The sequence below is a fragment of the Limnobacter sp. SAORIC-690 genome, assembly GCF_002954425.1.
Taxonomy (GTDB): Bacteria; Pseudomonadota; Gammaproteobacteria; order Burkholderiales; family Burkholderiaceae_B; genus Limnobacter; species Limnobacter profundi.
The window spans coordinates 385,538-409,698 of the sequence record NZ_MQVZ01000001.1 but is presented as its reverse complement, the minus strand read 5'-3'; the positions used below and the strand labels follow the sequence as shown (position 1 = coordinate 409,698).

Here is a 24,161-nt window from a genome sequence, read left to right as displayed (position 1 = left end):
AAAAAACCCCGCTCTCATTCCTGAGGCGGGGTTTTTTATTTCAGATCAATACGGTGCTCCACTGCGATTCAACCGTGTCTAACGGCGTCTGCACAATTTTCAGAACGAAGCTTTTTCAGAACGAAGCTGCTTGGTCCCAATTGGTGTTCGTTTCATGTGATTTTGCATTTATTCCTATATCTTCGTTGCTTTCTGTTTGTTTATCTTGGAATTGAAGTTGAAGTATCTTCTTGATCATCGGTCACGGTATATTTTTGGCCTATTGGTTTTTCTTATCCCGTTTGCCGTTTGCGCTGATAAAGGCGTTTCTCGATACCAGCAACTAAATACCCACTTTCACCAAACACTGGCTACGCATGAAACACGGCTAGAATCAAAATTTCATTCCTTACTTTCGGTTGCTGAAACGGATGAAGAGAGGGCCTGGTTGGTCTACCGGTGGGTCACTTATCATTTCAAACATGACGCGGGTTTGGCCAAAAGGATTGGAGATCCGTCACAACATTCACTTGAGAAACTGCACAGGCTTGCGGGCGGTAGTTGTGCGGTTTATGCCGATGTGACTCATCGTTTGATGCAAATGGCAGGCCTTGAGGTAAAGACAATTTATGGTTTGGTGAAAGGTGGTCCTGCAACATCGCACCGCAATGGCAAGCCAGTTAATCATGTGTGGAATGCAGTCAAAGTCGATGGTGTTTGGAAGGTAGTGGATTCCACCTGGGGGGCTGGTTTTGTGGGTCGACAAGGGTTTCAATCGTTGCACAGCGATCTGTTTTTTCTTCTTCCGCCAGAAAAAGCGATGTTAAGTCATTATGACGGCGCTGATGAATTGGGGTATCAACGGGCATTTGCTGTTAACCAGTCGTTGTTTGCCAAATTGCCCGACGATGCCTTGTATGCAGCTGCGGTGGGGCTGGATCCAAAATTAATAGTCGATGCTGCGCGAAGGGAGCCCCGTTTTAATCTGGTGTCGACCTTTGATTTACCTCCAGATGCTTTGCGAGTGATGTCGGCGCCCGTAAGTGGTGTGCTTGAACGCAGGGAACACCGCTTTGTTCTGGAGTCTGCAGTTTTTGAAGAATTGATGATTGTTCAGGGAAAGTCATGGAGACCACTGAAGAAAAGTGGCAAGGTTCATTCCCTGATTCTTGTTCCGAGTCAGGGAGAGTTGCTGGTCATGGGGCGACGTCCAAAACAACATGAGTTTGAGGCTTTGTTGGGTTATCGAGTCAAGTGATTCAAGTGCCCTCGAGAAAGGCGTGCGTTATTGCCAGCCATGCCTTAACACCAAGCGGAAGTATTTTGTCATTGAAGTCATAGCTTGGGTTGTGCAGCGTGCAGGGCCCAATGCCATGTCCGTGAGTGCGATGGCCCCCATCGCCATTGCCTATCCAAAGATATGCCCCAGGTTTGTGTTGAAGCATGAATGCAAAGTCTTCCGCGCCCATGGTCGGAGGAAGGTTGGTGTGAACTGCAGTTACTTCAGGCACTCGCTTCAAGGCATTCTTTGCCAGTTCGGCGATTTCCGCCGAATTGATGGTGGGCGGGTACTTGCGTTCAAACTCCATTTCAGCAGTTGCACCAAAGGCCGCGCAAAGCTCGGTGCTGAGCTTGCTCATGTGCTGTTCAATCAAGTCCAGCGTTTCAATGCTGAAGGTACGAACAGTACCCTGCAATATCGCATGGTCGGGTATCACATTGATTGCTTCGCCAGCCTGAATCTGGGTAACTGACAATACTGCAGGTTCCACAGGTTTGCAGTTTCTGCTGACAATGGTTTGAAACGCGAGAATGAGTTGTGCAGCAATGACCACCGGATCAATGCCGAGGTCTGGCATGGCAGCGTGAGCGCCTTTGGCTTGAATTTTTACTGAAAATTCATTGCTCGATGCCATGACCGCACCCGTGTGTGCAGCAAACTCGCCTTCCTGCAAGCCGGGCCAGTTGTGCATGGCAAACACCGCATCAACTGGGTAGCGCTGAAACAGGCCGTCGTCAATCATGCGTTGGGCACCGGCTCCGCCTTCTTCTGCAGGCTGGAAAATAAGGGCAACACTGCCTTTGAAGTTACGGTTTTCTGCGATTTCCTGCGCGGCTCCCAGCAGCATGGCCACATGGCCATCGTGACCACAGGCATGCATTTTCCCGGGGTGGCGGGAGGCGTGCGGAAATTGATTGCGTTCCTGGATGGGGAGCGCGTCCATGTCGGCTCGCAGGCCGATCATTTTGCCTGGCCCTTGGGTTCCGCGAATAAGGCCAACCACGCCAGTACGTCCAATCCCGGTTTCCACTGTGTATCCAAGTTCAGCAAGCCGCTTGGCGACGATATCAGCGGTACGGTTTTCTTCGTAACGCAATTCAGGGTGGGCGTGGATGTCTCGACGGGTATTGACCCAGGATTCAATTTTGCTCGGATTCACAACAAACTTCGCTGGTTGGTACAAGCATTAAGAATCGCAGGTTTTGCTCACTGTGGCAATCGCCGTGCTTTACTATGAAAGTTCTTCATCCAAGGTAGGGCAGGAATGATTCGGCGCAGTATGTTGTCAGGCTTGTTGTTGGTGAGCGCTGTTCTATTGAATGCTTGCAGCACGGGTTCTTATTTTTGGCAGGCCACCACGGGTCACCTGCGTGTTCTTGGGGCTGCAGAGAACATTGATGAGGTGTTGTTGCGTCCCGATCTTTCGGGGAAGTTGCGCACACAATTGCAATATGTCCAGGAAATACGGGAGTTTTCTGTGGTGCAGCTGGGGCTTCCTGACAATCGGAGTTACCGCACTTACGCTGACTTGAATCGCGCCTATGCGGTGTGGAATGTGGTCGCTTCCCAGCCAGACAGTTTGACTTTGGAAACCTGGTGTTTCCCTTTAATAGGTTGTATTTCTTACAAGGGTTTTTATTCGGAGTCTCGCGCAGCGGCCCTTGCGGACGACCTTCGTAAACAGGGCTTGGATGTGGCGGTGCTGGGTGTGCCTGCGTACTCAACCTTGGGTTTTACGCCTGACCCGGTTTTGAATACTTTTGTGAATTATCCGGCAGGTGAATTGGCCAGGCTGGTTTTTCATGAGCTAGCGCACCAGGTGGTTTACATTGCCGACGACACAATGTTCAACGAGAGCTTTGCGACGGCGGTTGAGGAATTGGGGGTGATTGCCTGGCTTGCCCAACCTGGGCGGGAGGTGCTGAAGGCGCAGTATGATCTATTCGATTCACGCAGAAATGCCTTCAGGCTTATGTTGGCGCGTGCTCGCGATGATCTGGAACAGATTTATGAGAACAGCAATAGGCTGGACACGCCGCAGGTGTTGAGATTGAAAGAGCAGCGTTTCAAGCAGTTGCTGGATGATTACGATGCATTAAAGGAGTCTTGGGGCGGATGGGCTGGTTATGACCGGTTTATGGCCGAAGATTTGAACAACGCGAAGTTGGGTGTGTCTGGTTTGTACACCCAATATGTGCCTGCCTTCAAGGCTTTGCACAACCTCTGTGATCAAAGCTTTCAACGTTTTTATGCAGCCACCGAAATGTTGGGTGAATTCTCCCGAGAAGAGCGTGAAATACTGCTGGCCGAGTTGCAGCGCGGTGAGCCTTTGTCTTTTGGCTTCAAATGTTTATAAAAACAGGCTCTGACCGTTCTTCAGAACGGGCTGGCCGTCTTCGAACACCAGAAAGGATTGCGGCTCGAAGGGGGTCCATACCTCGTCGTTCGTGAGCGCCGAGGTTGCAATGACAGCAACCCGATCGTTCTGTGTGGTTACGGCACCAAAGTCGACTTGAATGTCGCAATCAACCAGATGCGCGGCTTTGAAAGGATGAGCGCGAACGATGTACTCGAGCTTGGTAGAACAATGCGTGTACATCGCCTGCCCGTTGGAGAGCAGCATGTTGAAGGTGCCGTGTTCAGCGATTTTCGAACACACAGGGCGAAGCACCTCATCGACTTCGGCCACACTGGGGCGGTTGCCGGCTGTGCGGTAACCAAATTCGTTTTTCAGGGTTTGCAGCAATAGGCAGAACGCGAGTTCGCTGTCAGTTTCTCCAATGGGCAAAAAGTCGCCTTGAAGACTTGGGTTGAAATCTTTTAAATCACCGTTGTGCGCAAACACCCAAGCCTGTCCCCAAAGTTCTCGAATGAATGGATGGCAATTTTGAAGTTTGACCTGCCCAACTGTGGCTTTGCGGATATGGGATATCACGTTGTAGGAGCGGATGGGGTAATTCCGGATTAATTCTGCCACTGGGGAATCAGCGGCGGGGCGGTGATCGATAAAACATCTTGCCGCGGAGCCTTCGAAAAATGCGATGCCCCAGCCGTCTGCATGTTCATCGGTCAAGCCGCCTCTTTTGGCAAAGCCCTCAAATGAAAATTGAATGTCGGTTGGCGTGTTGCAGTTCATGCCGAGCAATTGACACATGGTTTAATTGGTAAATTGTTGATTAATTGATTTTTATTTTAAGAGACTTTTCATGTCTGAGAAGGATGATTTTTACAAAGACCTTTTAACTGAGGTTTTTGATGTGGGTGTTTTGGCGGCCCAGCCCGAGCAAGCCTTGAAGGAGGCTTGGCATGAGCAAATCATGCCTTGGTTGAGCCAGTTGGCCCCAGAGCGCGAGCGCGTGTGGGTTTTTGGCGCAGGCAAGGCGGCCGCATCCATGGCCAAAGCCCTGGAGGGTGTGGCCGGTTCGTCAGAAAAACTGCAAGGGTTTGTTGTAACCCGGCGCGGACATGAGGTGAAGACTTCTACGATCGAGGTGGTTCAGGCTGCGCACCCAGTGCCGGATGAAGACGGACAGCGTGCTGCGCGCAGACTACACAAAGCCGTTTCGGAAGTGCCTTCCAATGACGCTGTAATCGCGCTGGTGTCGGGTGGCGGTTCAAGTTTGCTCAGCGTGCCTGTGCGCGATATTCCCTTCGTTGATTTGCAGCAGTTGAACCGTGCCTTGTTGGCCTGCGGTGCGCCGATCGACGAAATGAATATTGTGCGCAAACATGTGACGCAAACGTTGGGGGGGCAGTTGGCGCAAGTTTGTCGTGCCCCGGTGTTTCAGTTGTTGATATCGGATGTGCCGGGCGATGATCCCTCCTCAATTGCTTCAGGCCCATTTAGTCCGGATGAGAGTACTTTTCACGACGCCATGGAGGTGATCAAGCGTTGGGCGGTGCAAGTGCCACACTCAATTGCCAGGTATCTCGAGAAAGGGATAAAGGGTGCGGTGCCTGATACACCCAAGCGAAGTTCGCTGGTTTTTCGCAAAGTGAAAACCCATTTGCTGGCCAGCAATTTGAAGTCGTTGAATGCTGTAACCCAGCATCTTGAGGTCAAGGGATACAAGGTTTTGAACCTTGGCGATACTTTGGAGGGTGAGGCGCGAGATGTGGCGCAGGTGCATGCAGCTATTGCCAGGCAAGCAGCCATGGGACAAGGGGGCTGGCCTGTTGCTCCGCTGGCGATTATCAGTGGCGGCGAATGTACTGTAACCCTGAATGACACGCAGTTGAGGCAAGCGCGGGGTGGGCGCAATTCCGAGTTTTTGTTGGCTTTGGCTTTTTACCTTCGGGATATGAGCGCACCTGTTGAGGTTGCAGCTATTGCGGCAGACACGGACGGGATTGACGGTATTGGCGGGCATGCCGGTGCGTTGATGTTGCCCGGCGACAGGCAGCGCTGCAAGGCTGCCAAGCTTGCGCCTCAGTTGCACTTGGATCAACACACCAGTTACGACTACTTTAAACGCCTGGATCGATTGTTGATGACGGGGCCCACGATGACCAATGTGAATGACCTGAGGATTATTCTGATCGGCAAGCCCTGAGAAAGTTCGGGCAATCTGCGTGAGGTAAAATACAGATCGTTCCAAACTTTATCTGGCCCTCATGATTCAGACCATTCAAATTGCTCCGCCCGATGATTGGCATTTGCACCTTCGCGACGGCGAGGCCCTGGAGCATGTAGTTGCGGCCACGGCGTTGAATTTCCGGCGTGCGATTGTGATGCCCAATTTGAAGCCGCCTGTGACCACGGTGGATCAAGCCGTGGTTTATCGTCAGCGTATTCTGGATGCCGTAGAGAAAGCTTGTCGCACGGGCGATTATTCCGCGGAGGAACAGGCCGTAATGCGTTTGTTTGAGCCCTTGATGGTGCTGTACCTGACCGGTGCGACCAGCCCGCAGGAAATTGAGAAAGCGGCCAACAGTGGTGTAGTGCGAGCAGTGAAGTTGTACCCAGCTGGCGCGACCACAAATTCTGAAGCTGGTGTTTCCGATTTGCTGGGCCAATGCGGCGCCGTGTTGCAGGCCATGGAGCTTCATGGTTTGCCTTTGCTGGTACATGGTGAAGTGACGGATGCGGATGTGGATGTGTTTGATCGCGAAGCCGCATTTGTAGAGACGGTGATGAAGCCTTTGCGTCGGCAGTTTCCGAATTTGCGGGTAGTTTTTGAACACATCACCACTGAGCAAGCGGCCACGTTTGTCACGGAGAATTCGGGGCGTGACGCGCAGGGCAGGTTGCTGCTGGCTGCAACCATTACACCTCAGCATTTGCTTTATAACCGCAACGCTTTGTTCAAGGGTGGTTTACAGCCACATTGGTATTGCCTGCCAGTGTTGAAGCGCGAGGTGCATCGCAAGGCACTGTTGAAAGCGGCAACCAGTGGTTTACCGCAGTTTTTCCTGGGTACAGACAGTGCTCCGCACGCCAGGCATTTGAAAGAAATGTCATGTGGTTGTGCCGGTTGTTATTCTGCACCCTACGCCATGGCCATGTACGCTGAAGCTTTTGAGCAGATGGGGGCATTGGAAAGCGTTGAGCTGTTTGAAAAGTTTTGTAGTTTGAATGGCCCTGCATTTTATGGTGTGCCTGTAAACGAAGGTGTGTTTGAGCTACAGCGCAAGTCTTTTGAAGTACCGCAACGGCTGCCCTTTGTTACAGAAAGTGGGATTGTGCCTTTGAGGGCAGGAGAGGTGCTGGATTGGACTGTTACCCGTCTTCGGTGAGCGGTGGTGGCAGACTCAGCAGGTAGCCCCTGGCTATGGCCCTATGGTGAAAACCGTGCCCGTTTTGATTCTCGATTTGATCATGAGGGCGCTGTTTCCCGTCGGTTGAATGATCTGCGTGGTGAGCTGGTTGAGGCCACCCCCGTTTTTTTGCATTCAACCGAAAATTTGGGGGCGCTCGAATATGAGCGCCTTGTGCAAACTGGCCAGATCCCGACTCGAGATCTTTCTCACGATTGGTACAATGGCCAAGTTTGGTTGGCCTTTCCCAAAGTAAAGCAGCTGATCAATGCACTTCATGTACAGGACGCCTGTTGCTCTGCGGACCAAAGTGGAAGTTTGTCTGGCAATGGTCGAAGTCGCTTGCGCGATGCCTTGACTTTGTTCGATGAAAGCGGCGCGCTTCTTTTGACCACGGAGTGGTCGCTCTGCACGGCCTTGTTACAGCACGACTGGAAAACCTTGCTGCTTGATCAGCGAGAAAGCTGGAGTACCCGTGCCAGGGTTTTATTGTTGGGGCACGGTTTGCTCGATAGCATGAGCAAAGCTCACAAAGGTTTGTGTGCAAAGGTGGTGCCCGTACAGGTACCTTCGCTTGACATGGAATTGCCTGAGTTGCAGCGATTGATGTTGTTGGTGGTTGAACAACTTCGCGCCCCCGGTAACTTAAGCCCCCTGCCGGTGATGGGGGTTCCCGGCTGGTTTCGCGATTCCGAGACCCCCGGCTTTTATGAAGACTCTGCTGTTTATCGCGCGAAGCCAACACGTCGGGTTTCTTCATCTGATGAAAGATTGGCTTTTGTTTGGGATGGGTCTACACTTGCTTTCGGAAAGTGCGTCGGACAATCGCTGCCTGATTTTCAGGGGGAGGAAAGTCCGGACTCCAGTGAGCACGGTGCTGGTTAACGACCAGGCGCTATACGGTTTTGGCAACAAAACCCAAGGCGACGGAAAGTGCAACAGAAAACACACCGCCGATGGAAAGGCAACTTTCACAGGCAAGGGCGAACCGGAGGTGTAAGAGACCCCCGCAGGCTTGGCAACAAGGCTGGCTAGGTAAACCCCACTTGGAGCAACACCAAATAGGCGCGCAGGCGCTTTAAGCGCCAACGGCGCTCCCCGAGCGCGCGGGTAGGTGGCTTGAGCTGAAGAGTAATTTTCAGCCTAGAGGAATGATTGTCACTTTGGCTGCAAGGCCATTGAACAGAATCCGGCTTACAGGCGCGCTTTCTACTTCCCCTCATCAGGTTTTAATTCCCCAGCTATTTCTTAAGACATTACTTTCAGTGTTGTCTTTATGCCCTTATTTTTTCAGTCATTTTTTCTTGATTAATTTCTTCAAAGTACTTCTAAGTCCTTGGTTGTAAAGCGTTTTCTCGAGAGAACTGCTTGACCACCCATTTCATAATGCGTAAAGTGGTGATTCGTGGGGATTTGTGTGATTTTGTGGGAATTTAATTCGCGTGTATCAAGGCAGTTCTTCCTTATCAATGGATGCAAAAGGGCGCATGAATGTGCCACAGAAGCATCGTGACGCGCTGCAAATGCAGTGCGAGGGAGCCTTGACGCTTACAAAACACCCCAACGGCTGTTTGTTGATGTTTCCGCGCCCTGTTTGGGAGCAGCATCGAGAAAAAATTGCCGCTTGGCCCATGTCTGCCCGCCCTTGGCAGCGTATTTTCCTTGGCTTTGCAACAGATGTTGAAATCGATTCCGCAGGTCGTATTCTGGTGTCCCCAGAATTGCGGGAAGCAGCTTCGTTGAGCAAGGAAGTGATGTTGTTGGGCATGGGTAGTCATTTTGAGATCTGGGATTCCACGCTGTTGAAGGTGGAAGAGGAAAAGGCAATTGCTGCGGGCATGCCTGAATCACTGAACGAATTCAGTTTCTGAAGGTGAGTGCCGATGAACACATCCCCGTGCTTCTTCAACCCACGGTTGACGCCCTGTTGCACACGCCCGACGGACTTTATCTGGACTGCACCTTTGGCAGGGGCGGACACAGCCGCGCTTTGCTCGAAAAGCTTTCGGCAAAGGGGCAGCTCGTGGCCCTTGATCGTGACCCTCAAGCAGTTCAGGCCATGGGTGAAATCAAAGACTCCCGTTTTCGGGGTGTTCGCAGTGCGTTCGCCGATCTTGAGTCGGCGCTTGATTTGCTGGGTATCGATCAAGTGGATGGCGTGTTGATGGATATCGGCGTCTCTTCACCCCAAATCGATCAGGCTGAGCGGGGATTCAGTTTCCGCCGGGATGGTCCACTGGACATGCGCATGGATCCGCAGGCTGGAGAGTCAGCGGCCGATTTTCTTGCTCGGGCAGAGGCCCGGGAAATCAAAGAGGTGATAAAGAATTATGGGGAAGAACGGTTTGCTGTTCAGATTGCAACAGCGATTGTTGCTCGCCGCGCGGAGCGGCCGATCACTACAACACTCGACCTTGCCCAGATCGTGGCAGGGGCAGTTCGCACGCGGGAGCCGGGCCAGGACCCTGCAACGCGCACCTTTCAGGCTTTACGGATTCACGTCAACCAGGAGCTTGCGCAGCTCGAACAAGGTTTAACTGCGGCCTTCAAAAGATTGAAGGTGGGTGGAAGGCTGGCGGTGATCAGCTTTCATTCACTTGAAGATCGAATTACCAAGCAATTTATTGAGAAGCTGGCGAATCCAAAATCGCAACAGGATGCCCGTTTGCGCAAACTACCGCTGCCCGAGCCCACGCCGTTGATGAGAAAGCTGGATCGCATCAAGCCGAGCAAAGAAGAGTGTGAGTTGAACCCCCGTTCACGTTCATCCGTGTTGCGCGTGGCTGAGAAGCTGGCCGAGTGGCCGGCTGGTCCTTCGGTAGGGGGGAACGCATGGGGCGCTTGAATATTCTGTTGCTTGCTTTGGTGATTTTTTGCGCCATGTTGGTGGTTGAGCAGCAACACGCTGCGAGAACCTTGTTTGTTGCATTGGGCCAGGAGCAACAGGCTGAGCACCAGATTGAAGTGGCGTTTACCCGTTTGCAATTGCAGCAAGTGGCCTTGGCCAAAGGTGAGCGTGTAGATGAAGTTGCGCGCACCCGACTGGATATGAATCCTCCGGCCCCGGGCTCGGTGGTTTTCATGCAGCTGGAGGGGGGCTTTCAACGTGAGTAAAGCTGTTCGTTTCGGCGGATCAGAATTGTTGGAAATGCGATTGCCAGCCTGGCGATCGCGTTTTGTTTTGGTGTGCATCTTTCTGGCATTTGGTGGCTTGATCGCGCGCGCTGCCTACTTGCAGGTTATTTCCAATGACTTCTTGCAGGAACAGGGCGCCAAACGCCTGGAGCGTACGCTTCCACTGCAGGCGAGTCGAGGCAGTTTGCTGGATCGCAACATGGTGGTGTTGGCGCAAAGTGTTCCGGCCCAGGCTGTGTGGTATGACGGCCGTCGAATTGTAGATGCCAAGGATGAAGATCTACGCAAGCTTGCGGCCGTACTTGGTTTGAAGCCCGACCGAATGATTGCCCAGATGCGTAAAGATTCCAAGCGCGCATTTGTTTATCTGGACCGTCAGGTCGATTCCGATGTTGCAGCAAAAGCCAAGGCCTTGAAAATTCCTGGCTTGGGGTTTGTGACCGAGAGCAAGCGCTATTACCCCCAAGGCGAGACCATGGCGCATTTGGTGGGTTTTACCAGCATTGAAGACAAAGGCCAGGAAGGCGTCGAGCTTGCTTTCAATGACCGGCTTACAGGTGAAGATGGCGAACGAAATGTATTGCGCGATCGCCTGGGCAATGTGATTGAAGACATTCGGGAGCTGCGCCCGCCCGTGAATGGACAGGATTTGGTGTTGTCCGTGGATGCAGATGTGCAGTACATCGTTTTGTCGGAGCTGAAAAAAGCGGTTGAGCAGCACAAGGCCAAGGCTGCCGCTGCTGTGGTGCTGGATGCAAAAACCGGTGAACTGCTGGCGATGGCCAATATTCCCACCTACGACCCCAACAACAGGGGGCAGTTGCATGGCGAAAAGTTACGCAACCGAGTGTTCACTGACATGTTCGAGCCCGGTTCAACTTTGAAGCCATTTGGTGTGGCCTTGGCGATGGATCAAGGCAAGGTAAAAGCCAGTACAAAAATTGACACTGGCAATGGGCGTATGTCGATCGGGCCGGCCACCATCAGTGACACAAAGCCGCATGGTGTCATGACTGTTGAGGAAATCATTCAGAAGTCCAGCAACGTCGGTACCTCAAAAATTGTGCTGGAGCTTGAGCGAAAGGATTTGTGGGATTTTTTCAATTTGCTGGGTTTTGGACAAACTCCCTCGATTGCATTCCCCGGCTCAGTGGCTGGTCGTGTGCGCCCCTGGAATAAATGGCGTCCGATTGAACAAGCGACCATGTCGTATGGGCATGGTATTTCTGTGTCCCTGATTCAGTTGGCGCAGTCGTATACCATCTTTGCAAACAAGGGACACTTCGTTCCGGCCTCCTTGATCAAGCGTGGGCCGCAGGACCCTGTTGTGTCCCACCGGGTGATTGGCGAGAAGGTTGCAGATAGCATGTTGCACATGCTTGAGCTGGCCTCCGGGCCGGAAGGTACAGCGATCAAGGCGCAGGTGCAGGGCTACCGGGTTGCTGGCAAAACCGGTACAGCACACAAGCAGGAAGGTGGACGTTACGTGAACAAGTACGTTTCCTCTTATGTTGGCCTGGCACCTGTTTCTGATCCTCGTGTCATCGTCGCCATTATGGTGGATGAGCCCAAGGGGGGGGTGTACTACGGTGGTTTGGTTGCTGCGCCAGTGTTCTCGACCATTACCAAAAGCGTGTTGACTCGTTTGAATGTGCAGCCTGATGCAATCGAGTCCACAGAGCAGTTGCGCAAGTTTGTTGCCGCACCGAGCGCAGCAGGGAGTCGCCTATGATCAGCGCTTACTTACATTCTGTGTCCGAGGTGTTGGCTGAGCTTCATGAGCGCGGCTTCTACGCCGATTGCTCGGGCTTGGTGACAGATCACCGTCGCTTGACAGGTCCTCGGGATGTGTTTCTTGCCGTGCCTGGTGAAAAGTTTGATCCGCGAAATTTGGCCGATGATCTGTTGATCGAGCAGCGGTGTGGTCTAGTACTGGTCGATTACGACGACCAGCGCGCCTACCAAAGCGCCAGTGTGTTGCCCGTACTGCATTTGAAAACCATGTTAGCCGACCTGGCTTTTGGTTATTACGAAACCCCCAGCGATGCGATGACCATTATTGCGGTGACGGGCACCAATGGGAAAACCACTGTCACCCGCTGGTTGGCGCAGGCACTCAATCATCTTGGCAAGAAAGCCGCTGTGATCGGCACTTTGGGTTATGGCGAGCCGGATCAATTGAAGGCTCACACCGGTTTGACCACTCCAGATGTGGTGGGTGTTCATCACCTGCTGCATGAATTGCGTCAACACCAGTTCGACACGGTTTGCATTGAAGCTTCGTCGATCGGGCTTGAGCAGCGTCGGCTGGCCTGTGTCAGCATCGATGTCGCGCTCTTTACCAATCTATCTCAGGATCACCTGGACTATCACGGGGACATGGCCGCGTATGGCCGTTCCAAAATGATTCTGGCCAGCTGGCCGACTTTGCGGTTGGCGGTGGTCAATGCGGATGATTCTTTCGGCATGGAGTTTTTGGCCAATGTGCAGCGCAGAAATATTGATTGCTCCGCTGTAGGACGCGCTGACAGTGCTGAGTGCCAAATTCTGAGTGTTGCCCATCAAGAAAACGGCCAACGCATTGAATTGAAAATCAACGGTGCAAGCACCCAGATCGACACGTCCATCATTGGCGAATTCAATGCTGACAATATGGCATTGGTGTTTGCGACTTTGATAAGACTTGGGTACGACGCAAGCCAGGTGAAGAGCGCTTTGGCAGGGGTTACTCCAGCACCTGGACGCATGCAGCACATTGAAGGCGAACCGGCGGTGGTTGTTGATTACGCGCACACCCCAGATGCACTGGAAAAAACACTACTGGCGCTTCGGCCATTTGCCAACAAACGCCAAGGCAAGCTGTGGGTGGTGTTTGGTTGTGGTGGCGATCGGGATCGCAGCAAACGCCCTTTGATGGGAGCTGCGGCAGCTGACAAAGCCGATTTCGTGGTGGTTACCTCAGACAACCCACGCAGTGAAAAACCAGAAAACATTCTGCAAGAGATAGTGGATGGAATCGACAAGGCCCGGCAGGACAAACTTCATGTCGAGGTTGATCGCGTGCGGGCCATTGAATTTGCCGTTGCCAAAGCGAGCGCCAAAGATGTCGTGTTATTGGCTGGCAAGGGGCACGAAAGTACTCAAACGATTGGTGCACAAGTAATTGCGCATTCAGATGTGCAGTGCGCGATGAGCGCGCTGGGCAAGCGAGGTGCGCATGCTTGAGTTGAACTGGGCCTTTGAACACGTTGCGACTGCTTTGAGTAAGCAGCTGAAACAGGATGCGCCAGAGGTGCCAGGTGCTGTGCGCCTGATTCAAACAGACAGTCGTTTGGTTGAAAAGGGTGATCTGTTCGTGTGTTTGATTGGTGAACGATTTGATGCCCATGATTTTGCAGAGCAGGTGATGCAGTCGGGTGCTGCTGCTTTGGTGACTAGTCGCGCACTCGATTTGCCGATTGCCCAGTTTGTGGTGAATGACACTCGTCTTGCCTTGGGTGCCTTGGCCAGTGCCTGGCGGCAACAGTTTGATTTGAAGGTGTTGGCTGTAGTGGGCAGCAATGGCAAAACAACCAGCAAAGAAATGTTGGGCAGCATCTGCAAGGCGCAATGTGGCAACGATCAAGTGCTGGTGACTGCGGGTAACCTGAACAACGACATCGGCGTGCCACAAACATTGTTGAAACTGCGACCTCAGCACCAGATGGCCGTGATTGAGATGGGCATGAATCACCCCGGGGAGATTGATTACCTCGCCGGGTTGGTAAAACCTGATGTTGTGCTACTGACCAATGCACAGCGAGAGCACCAGGAGTTCATGAAAACCGTGTTGGCTGTCGCCAAAGAAAACGGCAGTGCATTCACTCATTTGCCGCGCAATGGTTGTGCGGTATTTCCGGTGAGTGAAGAGTTCGATGCTTGTTGGCAAGCGCTGTCAACCGGCAAAAGCACCTTGCGTTTTGGATGCGGTGCGGATTTCGATATTTTGCCAGCACGGCGTGATTCTGAACAATCCACTGTGATGCTAAGCGCTCTGGGTAAGCACATTGAATTGCACCCGAATTTTATTGGTGAACACAACTACGCCAACGCAGCTGGAGCGGCAGGTGCGGCCCATGCAGCGGGTTGTACGCATGAAGCAATTCAAAAAGGTTTGAATGCATTTCAACCAGTGAGTGGACGCCTGCAAATTGCCTTGAACACGCCACTGATGTTGTTGATCAATGACAGCTATAACGCAAACCCTGATTCTGTGAATGCTGCAAGCAAAGTGCTTGGTCAGCAGGCAGGCAGTACTTTGCTGGTACTGGGCGATATGGGTGAGGTGGGCAATCAGTCAGATGAATACCATGCTGAAGTCGGTTGCTATGCAAAACAGGTCGGCGTCAAACACCTGTATGCCCTTGGCGACGCGACCACGCACACCGTATTGGCCTTCGGCGAGGGTGCAATACATTTCAAAAACATAGAAACCTTAATAGAAAACACCATGAATACTACGAAGCAAGGCCGATGGTCTGTGCTGGTCAAGGGCTCCCGTTTTATGAAAATGGAGCGAGTTGTGCAAGCGCTGGTTCAACATCATTCAGGGGAGGCTAACCATGCTTCTTGAGCTTACCCAATGGCTTGCGCAAGACATTCGCGCTTTTGGTGTTTTTAATTATTTGACTTTGCGTGCCGTGTTGGCATGTGCCACGGCACTGCTGGTCGGGCTGGTGGCGGGGCCGATGGTAATTCGCAAATTGACCCAATACAAAATTGGCCAGTCCGTCCGCGATGATGGTCCTCAAACTCACCTGGCCAAAGCTGGTACACCCACCATGGGTGGTGCGCTGGTCTTGATTGGTATTGGCATTTCCACCTTGCTGTGGGCCGATCTCTCCAATCGTTTTGTGTGGGTGGTGATGCTCGTCACCTTCGGTTTTGGCTGGATCGGCTGGGTCGATGATTACCGCAAAGTGGTGTATCGCAACCCCAAGGGTTTGCCGGCGAAATGGAAGTATTTTTGGCAAAGCGTGGTGGGGTTGATTTGTGCGTTCTATCTGGCTTTTGCTGTCTCTGCGCAAAGCGGGCAGGAAGTTCTGGATATTTTTGTGGCCTGGGTTGAAAGCGGTTTTTCAATGCACCTACCCAACAATGCCGATTTGATCGTGCCCTTTTTCAAGTCGATCAGCTACCCCTTGGGTGTTTGGGGTTTTATCGCTCTGACTTACTTTGTGATCGTGGGTACCAGTAATGCGGTGAACTTGACCGATGGCCTGGATGGCTTGGCGATTATGCCCACAGTGATGGTGGCGTCCGCCTTGGCGATTTTTGCCTACGTAGCCGGCAATGCGGTGTACTCGAAATATTTGCTGCTGCCATACATTCCGGGCGCAGGTGAGCTGGCTGTTTTCCTTGCAGCCATCGCTGGTGCTGGCTTGGCTTTCCTGTGGTTCAACGCTTACCCGGCACAGGTGTTCATGGGTGATGTGGGTGCACTCGCTTTGGGTGGTGCGCTGGGCACGGTTGCAGTGATTGTTCGCCAGGAGGTGGTGCTGTTCATCATGGGCGGTGTGTTTGTGGCGGAGACCCTCTCGGTCATGATTCAAGTGCTCTATTTCAAGTACAGCGGTGGGAAACGGGTTTTCCGAATGGCGCCGCTACACCATCACTATGAGTTAAGTGGCTGGAAAGAAACCCAGGTAGTGGTTCGGTTCTGGATCATCACCATGATTCTGGTGTTGATTGGTTTGTCTACGCTGAAGTTGCGTTGAAATGACTTTCAAATTGAGTTGAAACGAATGAATTTGCTTCTTGATCAATCGGTTTTGCAAGTCGGACTCGGCGAGTCTGGCTTGGCTTGCGCGCGCTGGGTGCTTGCGCAAGGCGCCCGGTTGACTGTTATTGACACGCGCGAAACGCCTCCAGGATTGCAGGAGTTGCAATCCATTCAGCCCGACGTGCGCGTGTTCAATTCGGTAGGCGATCTGAATTGGGACTTCAATCGTGTGGTGGTATCACCCGGGTTGCCACCCTCTCATCCTCTGATGGTCGCGGTGCTTGCACACGCTGCGGAACATTCCACTTCCGTTGATTCTGAACTTGACCTGTTTGCCGATGCACTCCAGGCTTTGCAGCAAAGTAGAAACTACAAACCGCAAGTGGTAGGTATTACCGGAACCAACGGGAAAACCACCACAACTCGAATGGTGGAATGCCTCGCTCAGTTCGCTGGAAAAAAGGCACTTGCTGCGGGCAATATCAGTCCGGCTGCTCTGGACGCTTTGCGTGAACAATTGGAAGCAGATGACTTGCCCGAAGTGTGGGTACTTGAACTGTCAAGTTTCCAGTTGCATTGGACCAAGCGTTTGAAGTTCGATGCATCGACCGTACTCAACATTACTCAAGATCATCTGGACTGGCATCCTGACATGCAGGAGTACGCCGAAGACAAATTCCGAATCTTTTCGGAGAATGGCGTATGCGTCCTGAATCGGGATGATTCATTGGTAGCCAATGTCAATTTACCGACCGGGGCACAGCCCATTACTTTTGGTACGAGTGCACCTGTTGATATCAATGATTTTGGCCTGATTCGTGAAGGCGGCATGTTGTGGCTGGCGCAATTGGTTGGAGACCAAGAGGTGCAGACATCCGCTCGCCGCAAAAAGCAGGAGGAATCAGAGCCCAGCCAAAAGCTGTTGATGCCGACCGAGGCTCTGCAAGTGGTGGGCTTGCACAATGCAAGCAATGCGTTGGCTGCCTTGGCCTTGTGCCAAGGTCTGGGTATGCCAATGGCCAAGTTGTTGCATGGTTTGCGCAGCTACCAAGGTGAGCCTCACCGGGTACAACATGTTGTGCAAATAGATGGTGTCGATTATTTCGATGACAGCAAGGGCACCAATGTTGGAGCCACTGTGGCGGCATTGAACGGTTTGGCCAAGCCGACCGTATTGATTGCTGGTGGGGATGGCAAAGGACAGGACTTCGCGCCACTGGTACAGCCCGTATCAAGTTATTGCAAACATGTGATTTTGATTGGCAAAGACGCTGACAACATCATGAGCGCTCTCGCAAGCACGCAGATTCCTTGTGAAAAAGCCGCTACCTTGGAACTGGCTGTCCAGATGGCTGCGAGCAAAGCCCGAGAGGGTGATTGTGTTTTGCTAAGCCCTGCGTGTGCAAGTCTGGATATGTTCAAGAATTACGTACACCGTGCAGAGGTGTTTGTGGATGCCGTTCGAGCCATCGCAGCGGACAGGGGGCAGCCATGCTAGGCAAGTGGGCCAGGAAAGATCAAAACAGCATGCAGTTCAAAAGCCTGATTCCCGCTACTGCGGCAGGTGGCGGTTTGTCATCCTCCATGTATCGTGTCAATCGCGGGTCTGCCGTATCTTCTCAAGCGATTGATCAGGGCCTGATTTGGGCCGTACTGGCGTTGCTGTTTCTCGGGCTTGTCATGGTGTATTCGGCCACAGTGGCTTTGCCTGATTCCAACAAGTACGCCAACTATCAGACCACCCACTTTTTGGTTCGGCACGCCGTATCGATTGCAGTTGCATTTGTAGCTGCATTTTGTGTTTTCCAGATTCCAATGAAAACCTGGCAAGAGCTGGCGCCTTTGGTATTTTTGTGTTGTATCGCGTTGTTGGTCTTGGTGCTGATTCCCGGAATTGGCAAAGAGGTGAATGGTGCTCGTCGCTGGCTCTCTCTGTATGTGTTGAATATTCAGCCATCTGAATTGATGAAGGTCTGCGCGATCATTTATGCAGCCGATTACACCGTGCGCAAGCAAGCCTATATGCAGCGTTTTGGGAAGGTATTGTTTCCCATGTTCATGGCCATGTTCCTGGTGGGCATGCTGCTTTTGCTGGAGCCTGACATGGGGGCATTCATCGTGATTGTCACGGTGGTGTTCGGAATCCTGTTTTTGGGTGGCATCAATGCACGGGTTTTCTTTGGTGTGTTGTTCGCTCTAAGTGCGGCATTTGCCTTGTTGATCGCCTTCAGTGATTACCGCCGTGCCCGCTTGTTGGCTTACCTCGATCCATGGGAAGGCGACAACGCTTTGAACAAGGCCTATCAGTTGTCACATTCCTTGATCGCTTTTGGGCGAGGTGAAGTATTGGGCGTAGGTTTGGGTGGCAGTGTTGAAAAATTGCATTACCTGCCCGAGGCCCACACCGACTTTCTGCTCGCGGTCATTGGAGAAGAGCTTGGTTTTGTGGGTGTGACGGTTGTCATTTTGCTGTTCCTCTACATCGTCAAACGATGCTTTGCCGTGGGTGCCCAGGCCATCGCGCTGGAGCGAACATTCTCCGGTTTGGTGGCCAAGGGCGTAGGCATCTGGATTGCAGTTCAGTGCTTTATCAACATGGGCGTGAATTTGGGTGTTCTGCCCACCAAGGGTTTGACCTTGCCTTTGATGAGTTATGGCGGCTCCGCAATACTCGTGACCTGTGCGGCTTTGGCACTGGTGCTACGCATTGATCATGAGAACCGAACCATGATGCGGGGAGGTGCGGCATGAGCAAAGCACAGCGATTGGCATTGATTGTTGCAGGTGGTACCGGCGGTCATATTTTCCCGGGATTGAGTGTTGCCTCTGAATTGAAAGCCCGTGGTTGGCAGGTTCAATGGGCGGGTAACCCACAGGCCATGGAAGGCCGATTGGTGCCGGCACATGGCGTTGAAATGAATACCTTGGTGTTCTCAGGCTTTCGCGGTAAGGGCATTGTGCAGCAGGTCTTCATGCCCTTGAAATTGTTGCGTGCATTCTGGACGTCAGTTCAAATTCTTCGCCGCACCAAGCCCGCGGTAGTGTTGGGCATGGGCGGGTATGTGGCATTCCCGCTGGGCATGATGGCCAGCTTGCTGAATATTCCTTTGGTGGTGCATGAGCAAAACTCGGTTGCAGGCTTGACCAACAAGGTGTTGGCTAAATTGGCAGATCGCAACCTGGTTGCTTTTCCGTATGCCCTGCCCAATTCCAATTGGGTGGGCAACCCCGTGCGTGAAATGATTTACAGCCAGCCAGAGCCCCGCGCGCGTTTTCTTGGCCGCAGTGGTCCGTTGAAATTATTGGTGTTGGGTGGAAGTTTGGGTGCACAAGCCTTGAATGAGGTGGTACCCAAAGCCTTGGCCAACTTGCCCACAGATTGCAGGCCTGAGGTGGTGCACCAAGCGGGAGAGAAAAATTTGCCCGCCTTGCGCGACAACTATGAGAAGGCTGGCGTAAGCGCCCAGCAGCTGGCATTTATTGATGATGTCGCAGGTGCCATGGCTGCGGCCGATTTGGTGATTTGCAGGGCTGGGGCAATGACTGTTGCAGAAGTCGCCGCCATTGGTGTTGCAGCGTTGTTTGTGCCTTTTCCACATGCTGTTGACGACCATCAAACCCACAACGCAGGTTTTCTCGTGAAAGAGAATGCGGCCTGGCTGCGTCAGCAACACGAATTGGACGCCACATGGCTGGCGAACTGGTTGCAACAAATCAGCCGGGAAACATGCCTTGAACAAGCAGAGCGGGCGAGGGCCTTGGCCAAACCACAAGCCACTCAGGAAGTGGCGAACTACATTGAACAGGTTGCGAAGGTATGAAACACAAAGTCAAACATGTGCACTTTGTAGGGATTGGTGGTTCTGGCATGAGCGGAATCGCCGAAGTATTGATTAACCTTGGTTACAAGGTGAGCGGTTCCGACTTGTCTGATTCTGCCGTGACTCAGCGACTGGCCAAATTGGGTGCCACCGTGTTTACAGGTCACGAACGGTCAAACATTGCGGGTGCAGATGCAGTGGTTACATCCACTGCTGTTGGCGGCAGCAACCCTGAAGTGTTGGCAGCGCGCGCAGCACGGGTGCCTGTGGTGCCACGCGCTGTCATGCTGGCCGAATTGATGCGTTTGAAGCAGGGCATTGCTGTGGCTGGCACGCACGGCAAAACCACGACTACCAGTTTGGTGGCCAGCATTCTGGCTGAAGGCAAACTCGACCCCACTTTCGTAATTGGCGGACGTTTGAATTCAGCGGGTGCAAACGCCAAGCTGGGCACTGGTGAATTTATGGTGGTTGAGGCTGATGAATCAGATGCATCGTTTTTGAACCTGATGCCGGTCATTGCAGTGATCACCAATATTGACGCCGACCACATGGAAACCTACGGGCATGACTTTGCACGTTTGAAGCAAGCTTTTGTGGAGTTCACACAGCGCCTGCCTTTCTATGGTGTGGCTGCGGTGTGCGTCGATGATCCTTGTGTGCGCGAGATCATGCCGTTTGTGTCCAAGACGATCGTGACTTACGGTTTGTCGGAACAGGCACAAATTCGCGCAGTGAATGTTCAGGCTTGCCAAGGGCAAATGAAGTTCACGGTGTTGCGTGAAGACGAGGCACCGCTGGACATTACCTTGAACTTGCCTGGCGACCACAACGTATGCAACTCACTTGCAGCAATTGCCGTGGCCACGGAAATTGGTGTGTCCGATGAAGCGATTGTTACCGCCCTTGAAAAATTCAATGGTGTTGGTCGTCGCTTCCAGCATTACGGCGAAGTGGCCGCCAAAGAGGGAGGGCACTTTCTGGTGGTCGATGATTATGGACATCACCCTGTTGAAATGGCTGCTACACTCGCGGCCGCGCGGGGTGCCTACCCGGACAAGCGCTTGGTACTTGCCTTTCAGCCCCACCGTTACACGCGCACCCGCGACTGTTTTGAAGACTTCGTCAAGGTCTTGGGCACACCAGACCTGGTGATTTTGTCAGAAGTGTATGCCGCTGGTGAAGCACCAATTGTTGCGGCAGACGGTCGCTCACTGGCCCGCGCTGTGCGTGTGGCCGGGCGCACAGAACCTGTATTTGTAGAAGACATGAATGAGATGGAAAGTACGATTTTGAATATAGCGCGTGACGGCGATTTGGTTATCACCATGGGTGCAGGTTCAATTGGCGCATTGCCTGGTCGCCTGGTCGCCAGTGCCATGGGAGGCAAGCCATGAGCACACGGATTGACGCAAAAGGCCTGGGCAAAGTGGTGGTGCTGTTCGGCGGTCGTTCTGCTGAACGGGAAGTGTCGTTGAAATCAGGCAGCATGGTGCTGGCCGCCTTGCAGCGCAACGGCGTGGATGCGCATGGATTTGATCCCGCCGAACGCAGCATGGTTGAATTGGCCCAAGGCGGTTTCGACCGCGCTGTTATTTCCCTGCATGGCCGCTTTGGCGAAGACGGCACGATTCAAGGTGTGCTGGAGTGGCTAAATATTCCCTACACCGGCAGCGGTGTGACTGCCTCGGCCCTGGCCATGGACAAAATTCTGACCAAAGCTGCGTGGATCAGTCAAGGCCTGGCCACGCCCGATTACGTTCGTCTTGAGCCTGGTTTCAATGTGAATGAAGTGGTGCAACGCTTGGGCCTGCCCCTGATCGTAAAACCCGCCCAGGAAGGTTCAACGCTCGGCTTGACCAAAGTAAAAACAGCAGATCAACTGCAAGCCGCTTTTGAGCTTGCATACAAGTACGACCCGAATGTACTGGCAGAGAAGTTTGTCAGCGGGCAAGAGTTGACTGTGCCCGTGATGGGTGAAGGCGCAGGAGCGCATGCGCTGCCCGTGATTCGCATTCAGGCCCCGGATGGCAACTACGACTATCACAACAAATACATCGGCAATGAAACCAAGTACTTCTGCCCGAGCGGTCTGAGCGTCGATTTTGAAGCGGAAGTGCAGGCGCTTTGCGTGAAAGCCTACCAGGTGTTGGGTTGTGCAGGCTGGGGGCGTGCCGATGTGTTGGTTGATGAAAGTGGCAAACCCTGGTTGCTGGAAATGAATACCTCGCCAGGCATGACCGACCATTCGCTGGTGCCCATGAGCGCACGAGCCAGTGGCGTGGAGTACGACGACTTGGTGATGCAGATTGCCGCCAGTGCGCGGCTGAAAGCATCTGGTTTGAACGTGGGGGGCGCGCGCTAAATGTTGGGAGCCATCTGGAACGACGACAAACTCATGAGCATTATTGCAGGGCTGTTTACAGCGCTGGCCATGGTGCTGCTGGGCTATGCGTGTATTCAGTGGTTGATTCAGCGCCCGGTGTTTGAACTGAAGCGCGTGGAATTGGTGGGCGATGTAGAGCGTGTGAATTTGATTGGTTTCAAAGCCAATGTGTTGCCAAAAATTGAGGGTACTTTTTTCTCGGCCAATTTGCAGAAAGTACGGGAGCAGGTGGAAGCCCAACCCTGGGTGCGCAAGGCTGTTGTGCAGCGAACCTGGCCCAGTGGCTTGCGCATCCAGATTCAGGGGCACACACCCTTGGCGCTGTGGGGAGAAACACGATTGGTCAACACGTATGGCGAAGTGTTCTCTGCCAACTTGGCCGAGGTGGCAGAAGACCAGCAGTTGGCCGTGTTGAATGGGCCAGCAGGCAGCGAGCTGCTTGTTTCCAAAATGTATGTGTCAAGTATTGAAAAACTGAAAACGCTGGGCATGTGGCCCTCGCGCGTGGAGTTGTCAGATCGGTATGCCTGGTCGATTGAAACAGACACTGGCATCACGATTGAACTGGGCCGCACACAAGAGAATTTCAGCATAGAACAGAAAATGGATCGACTGCTGGCGGTTTATCCAAAAATTACAAGCCAGGTGATGGCAGCAGTAGAGAGAATTGATCTGCGCTATCCACGGGGTGTTGCAGTAAAGGGCGAGCGTTTGGCGGCGTCAAAGCCTGCTGGGGCTTCAAGCGTGAAATTGAATTGAATATGAAAAATTGAAACTGGGCACCATGAACAAAGAGCCGAAAGATTTGATAGTTGGGCTGGACATTGGCACTGCGAAAGTTGTGGCCATGGTTGCGGAGTTGCTGCCTGACGGCCGCTTCGAAGTCATAGGCGTGGCGCAACACGAATCGCGGGGGTTGAAAAAAGGGGTGGTGGTCAATATTGAAGCCACAGTGCATTCCATTCAGCAGGCCTTGGAAGAGGCGGAGTTAATGGCGGACTGCAAAATTAAAACTGTACTCACCGGCATTGCCGGCAGTCACATTCGCAGCTTCAACTCCTCGGGTATGGTCGCCATTAAAGAGCGTGAAGTGACACAGGCCGATGTGGCCCGTGTGATTGAAACCGCCAAGGCGGTGAACATTCCAACCGACCAGCAAATTCTGCATGTGTTGCCGCAAGAATTTATCGTGGATGGTCAGGAAGATGTGCGTGAGCCACTGGGTATGAGCGGTGTGCGTTTGGAAACGCGCGTACACATCGTGACAGGGGCTGTTTCAGCAGCACAAAACATTGTGAAGTGTGTACGCCGTTGCGGGCTTGAAGTGCAGGACCTGATGCTTCAACCCCTGGCTTCCAGCATGGCTGTATTGACTGAAGATGAAAAAGAATTGGGTGTGGTGCTGATCGACATTGGCGGTGGTACCACTGACATTGCCGTGTTTACTGGCGGCGCAATTCGCCACACTGCGGTCATTCCAATTGCTGGCGATCAAATCACCAACGACATTGCGATGGCCTTGCGCACACCAACGCCCGATGCGGAAGAAATCAAGATTCGCCACGGTGTGGCCAAACAAGTACTGGCCGATCCACACGCAAAAATCGATGTGCCTGGCATTGGCGAGCGCGACCCGAGAACTTTGTCCAAACAAGCCTTGGCCGCTGTCATCGAACCGCGTCTTGAAGAGTTGTTCTTGATGGTGCAACAGGTTTTGCGCGAATCGGGTTACGAAGAATTGTTGTCCTCAGGTGTTGTGTTAACGGGTGGCACCAGCTTGATGCCTGGTATTGCAGAACTGGGTGAAGATATTTTCATGAAACCTGTGCGCATCGGTGTGCCCGATTACGCGGGTGGCTTGGCTGATATGGTTCGCACCCCGCGTTTTGCAACAGCCATGGGTTTGCTACACGAAGCACGGGCCCAACATTTGCGTGGCCGCCGCGTGGCTTCACAAGGTGGCGGCTTGAAGCAAACCGTACAGAAAATGAAAGAGTGGTTTTTGGGTAATTTTTAATTGTGGTTTTTTTTAATTAGTTT

Annotated in this window: 20 protein-coding genes, 1 other RNA gene and 1 pseudogene; 20 read left to right on the top strand and 2 right to left on the bottom strand. The window is 52.8% G+C overall.

Annotated features, from left to right (window positions below; translation table 11 throughout):
* Positions 1-205 precede the first annotated feature (205 nt).
* Positions 206-1,237 (top strand): transglutaminase domain-containing protein, encoded by a 1,032-nt coding sequence (locus tag BSZ31_RS01860; protein ID WP_206018524.1) that lies wholly within the window; start codon positions 206-208, stop codon positions 1,235-1,237.
* A 1-nt stretch (position 1,238) separates the two neighbouring features.
* Here BSZ31_RS01860 and BSZ31_RS01855 read toward each other — a convergent pair whose 3' ends face one another.
* Positions 1,239-2,420, bottom strand: a complete 1,182-nt coding sequence (locus BSZ31_RS01855) for a M20 aminoacylase family protein (RefSeq protein ID WP_105029702.1) — start codon at positions 2,418-2,420, stop codon at positions 1,239-1,241.
* A gap of 105 nt (positions 2,421-2,525) precedes the next feature.
* Here BSZ31_RS01855 and BSZ31_RS01850 point away from each other — a divergent pair, with 105 nt between their 5' ends.
* Complete coding sequence (locus BSZ31_RS01850; protein ID WP_105027292.1) at positions 2,526-3,617, top strand: aminopeptidase; 1,092 nt, start codon at positions 2,526-2,528, stop codon at positions 3,615-3,617.
* Here BSZ31_RS01850 and BSZ31_RS01845 read toward each other — a convergent pair.
* Positions 3,612-4,415, bottom strand: coding sequence for a class II glutamine amidotransferase (locus BSZ31_RS01845; RefSeq protein WP_105027291.1), 804 nt, complete (start codon positions 4,413-4,415; stop codon positions 3,612-3,614). The two genes, BSZ31_RS01850 and BSZ31_RS01845, sit on opposite strands and share 6 nt — an antisense overlap.
* A gap of 52 nt (positions 4,416-4,467) precedes the next feature.
* Here BSZ31_RS01845 and BSZ31_RS01840 point away from each other — a divergent pair, with 52 nt between their 5' ends.
* From BSZ31_RS01840 to ftsA, 18 genes and pseudogenes are all read left to right on the top strand, one after another.
* On the top strand, positions 4,468-5,814 hold the full coding sequence (locus BSZ31_RS01840) for a glycerate kinase (protein ID WP_105027290.1): 1,347 nt from the start codon (positions 4,468-4,470) through the stop codon (positions 5,812-5,814).
* Between the two features lie 61 nt (positions 5,815-5,875).
* Positions 5,876-6,997, top strand: a complete 1,122-nt coding sequence (pyrC, locus tag BSZ31_RS01835) for a dihydroorotase (RefSeq protein WP_105027289.1) — start codon at positions 5,876-5,878, stop codon at positions 6,995-6,997.
* Between the two features lie 3 nt (positions 6,998-7,000).
* A pseudogene (locus tag BSZ31_RS17720) lies at positions 7,001-7,744 on the top strand (DUF3025 domain-containing protein); the annotation flags it as partial.
* 83 nt (positions 7,745-7,827) lie between these two features.
* An RNA gene (rnpB, locus tag BSZ31_RS01825) (RNase P RNA component class A) lies at positions 7,828-8,231 on the top strand.
* Between the two features lie 229 nt (positions 8,232-8,460).
* The gene (mraZ, locus tag BSZ31_RS01820; RefSeq protein WP_105027288.1) at positions 8,461-8,889 is read left to right on the top strand and encodes a division/cell wall cluster transcriptional repressor MraZ; all 429 of its coding nucleotides are present in this window, start codon (positions 8,461-8,463) and stop codon (positions 8,887-8,889) included.
* Positions 8,890-8,891: 2 nt separating this feature from the next.
* Complete coding sequence (gene rsmH / locus BSZ31_RS01815) at positions 8,892-9,863, top strand: 16S rRNA (cytosine(1402)-N(4))-methyltransferase RsmH (protein WP_105027287.1); 972 nt, start codon at positions 8,892-8,894, stop codon at positions 9,861-9,863.
* Positions 9,851-10,132 carry a cell division protein FtsL gene (ftsL, locus tag BSZ31_RS01810; RefSeq protein WP_105027286.1) on the top strand — a complete coding sequence of 94 codons (282 nt, stop codon included), beginning with the start codon at positions 9,851-9,853 and terminating at the stop codon, positions 10,130-10,132. Before rsmH ends, ftsL begins: the two co-directional genes overlap by 13 nt.
* A gap of 34 nt (positions 10,133-10,166) precedes the next feature.
* Positions 10,167-11,885, top strand: a complete 1,719-nt coding sequence (locus BSZ31_RS01805) for a penicillin-binding protein 2 (protein WP_240605750.1) — start codon at positions 10,167-10,169, stop codon at positions 11,883-11,885.
* Positions 11,882-13,378, top strand: a complete 1,497-nt coding sequence (locus tag BSZ31_RS01800) for a UDP-N-acetylmuramoyl-L-alanyl-D-glutamate--2,6-diaminopimelate ligase (protein ID WP_105027284.1) — start codon at positions 11,882-11,884, stop codon at positions 13,376-13,378. Before BSZ31_RS01805 ends, BSZ31_RS01800 begins: the two co-directional genes overlap by 4 nt.
* On the top strand, positions 13,371-14,765 hold the full coding sequence (murF, locus tag BSZ31_RS01795; RefSeq protein WP_105027283.1) for a UDP-N-acetylmuramoyl-tripeptide--D-alanyl-D-alanine ligase: 1,395 nt from the start codon (positions 13,371-13,373) through the stop codon (positions 14,763-14,765). Before BSZ31_RS01800 ends, murF begins: the two co-directional genes overlap by 8 nt.
* Complete coding sequence (mraY, locus tag BSZ31_RS01790; protein WP_008250398.1) at positions 14,755-15,909, top strand: phospho-N-acetylmuramoyl-pentapeptide-transferase; 1,155 nt, start codon at positions 14,755-14,757, stop codon at positions 15,907-15,909. The genes murF and mraY overlap by 11 nt, the downstream gene beginning before the upstream one ends.
* A 27-nt stretch (positions 15,910-15,936) precedes the next feature.
* Positions 15,937-17,412, top strand: a complete 1,476-nt coding sequence (murD, locus tag BSZ31_RS01785; protein ID WP_105027282.1) for a UDP-N-acetylmuramoyl-L-alanine--D-glutamate ligase — start codon at positions 15,937-15,939, stop codon at positions 17,410-17,412.
* Positions 17,406-18,665 (top strand): putative lipid II flippase FtsW, encoded by a 1,260-nt coding sequence (gene ftsW, locus BSZ31_RS01780; RefSeq protein ID WP_105027281.1) that lies wholly within the window; start codon positions 17,406-17,408, stop codon positions 18,663-18,665. The genes murD and ftsW overlap by 7 nt, the downstream gene beginning before the upstream one ends.
* Positions 18,662-19,735: an undecaprenyldiphospho-muramoylpentapeptide beta-N-acetylglucosaminyltransferase gene (gene murG / locus BSZ31_RS01775; protein ID WP_105027280.1), complete on the top strand. Its 1,074-nt coding sequence runs from the start codon at positions 18,662-18,664 to the stop codon at positions 19,733-19,735. The genes ftsW and murG overlap by 4 nt, the downstream gene beginning before the upstream one ends.
* On the top strand, positions 19,732-21,132 hold the full coding sequence (gene murC / locus BSZ31_RS01770; protein ID WP_105027279.1) for a UDP-N-acetylmuramate--L-alanine ligase: 1,401 nt from the start codon (positions 19,732-19,734) through the stop codon (positions 21,130-21,132). Before murG ends, murC begins: the two co-directional genes overlap by 4 nt.
* The gene (locus BSZ31_RS01765; RefSeq protein WP_105027278.1) at positions 21,129-22,100 is read left to right on the top strand and encodes a D-alanine--D-alanine ligase; all 972 of its coding nucleotides are present in this window, start codon (positions 21,129-21,131) and stop codon (positions 22,098-22,100) included. The genes murC and BSZ31_RS01765 overlap by 4 nt, the downstream gene beginning before the upstream one ends.
* Positions 22,101-22,880 carry a cell division protein FtsQ/DivIB gene (locus BSZ31_RS01760; RefSeq protein WP_105027277.1) on the top strand — a complete coding sequence of 260 codons (780 nt, stop codon included), beginning with the start codon at positions 22,101-22,103 and terminating at the stop codon, positions 22,878-22,880. It abuts the gene before it with no gap.
* 25 nt (positions 22,881-22,905) lie between these two features.
* A complete protein-coding gene (ftsA, locus tag BSZ31_RS01755) occupies positions 22,906-24,138 on the top strand; it encodes a cell division protein FtsA (protein WP_105029701.1) in 1,233 nt (410 codons plus the stop codon).
* Positions 24,139-24,161 lie beyond the last annotated feature (23 nt).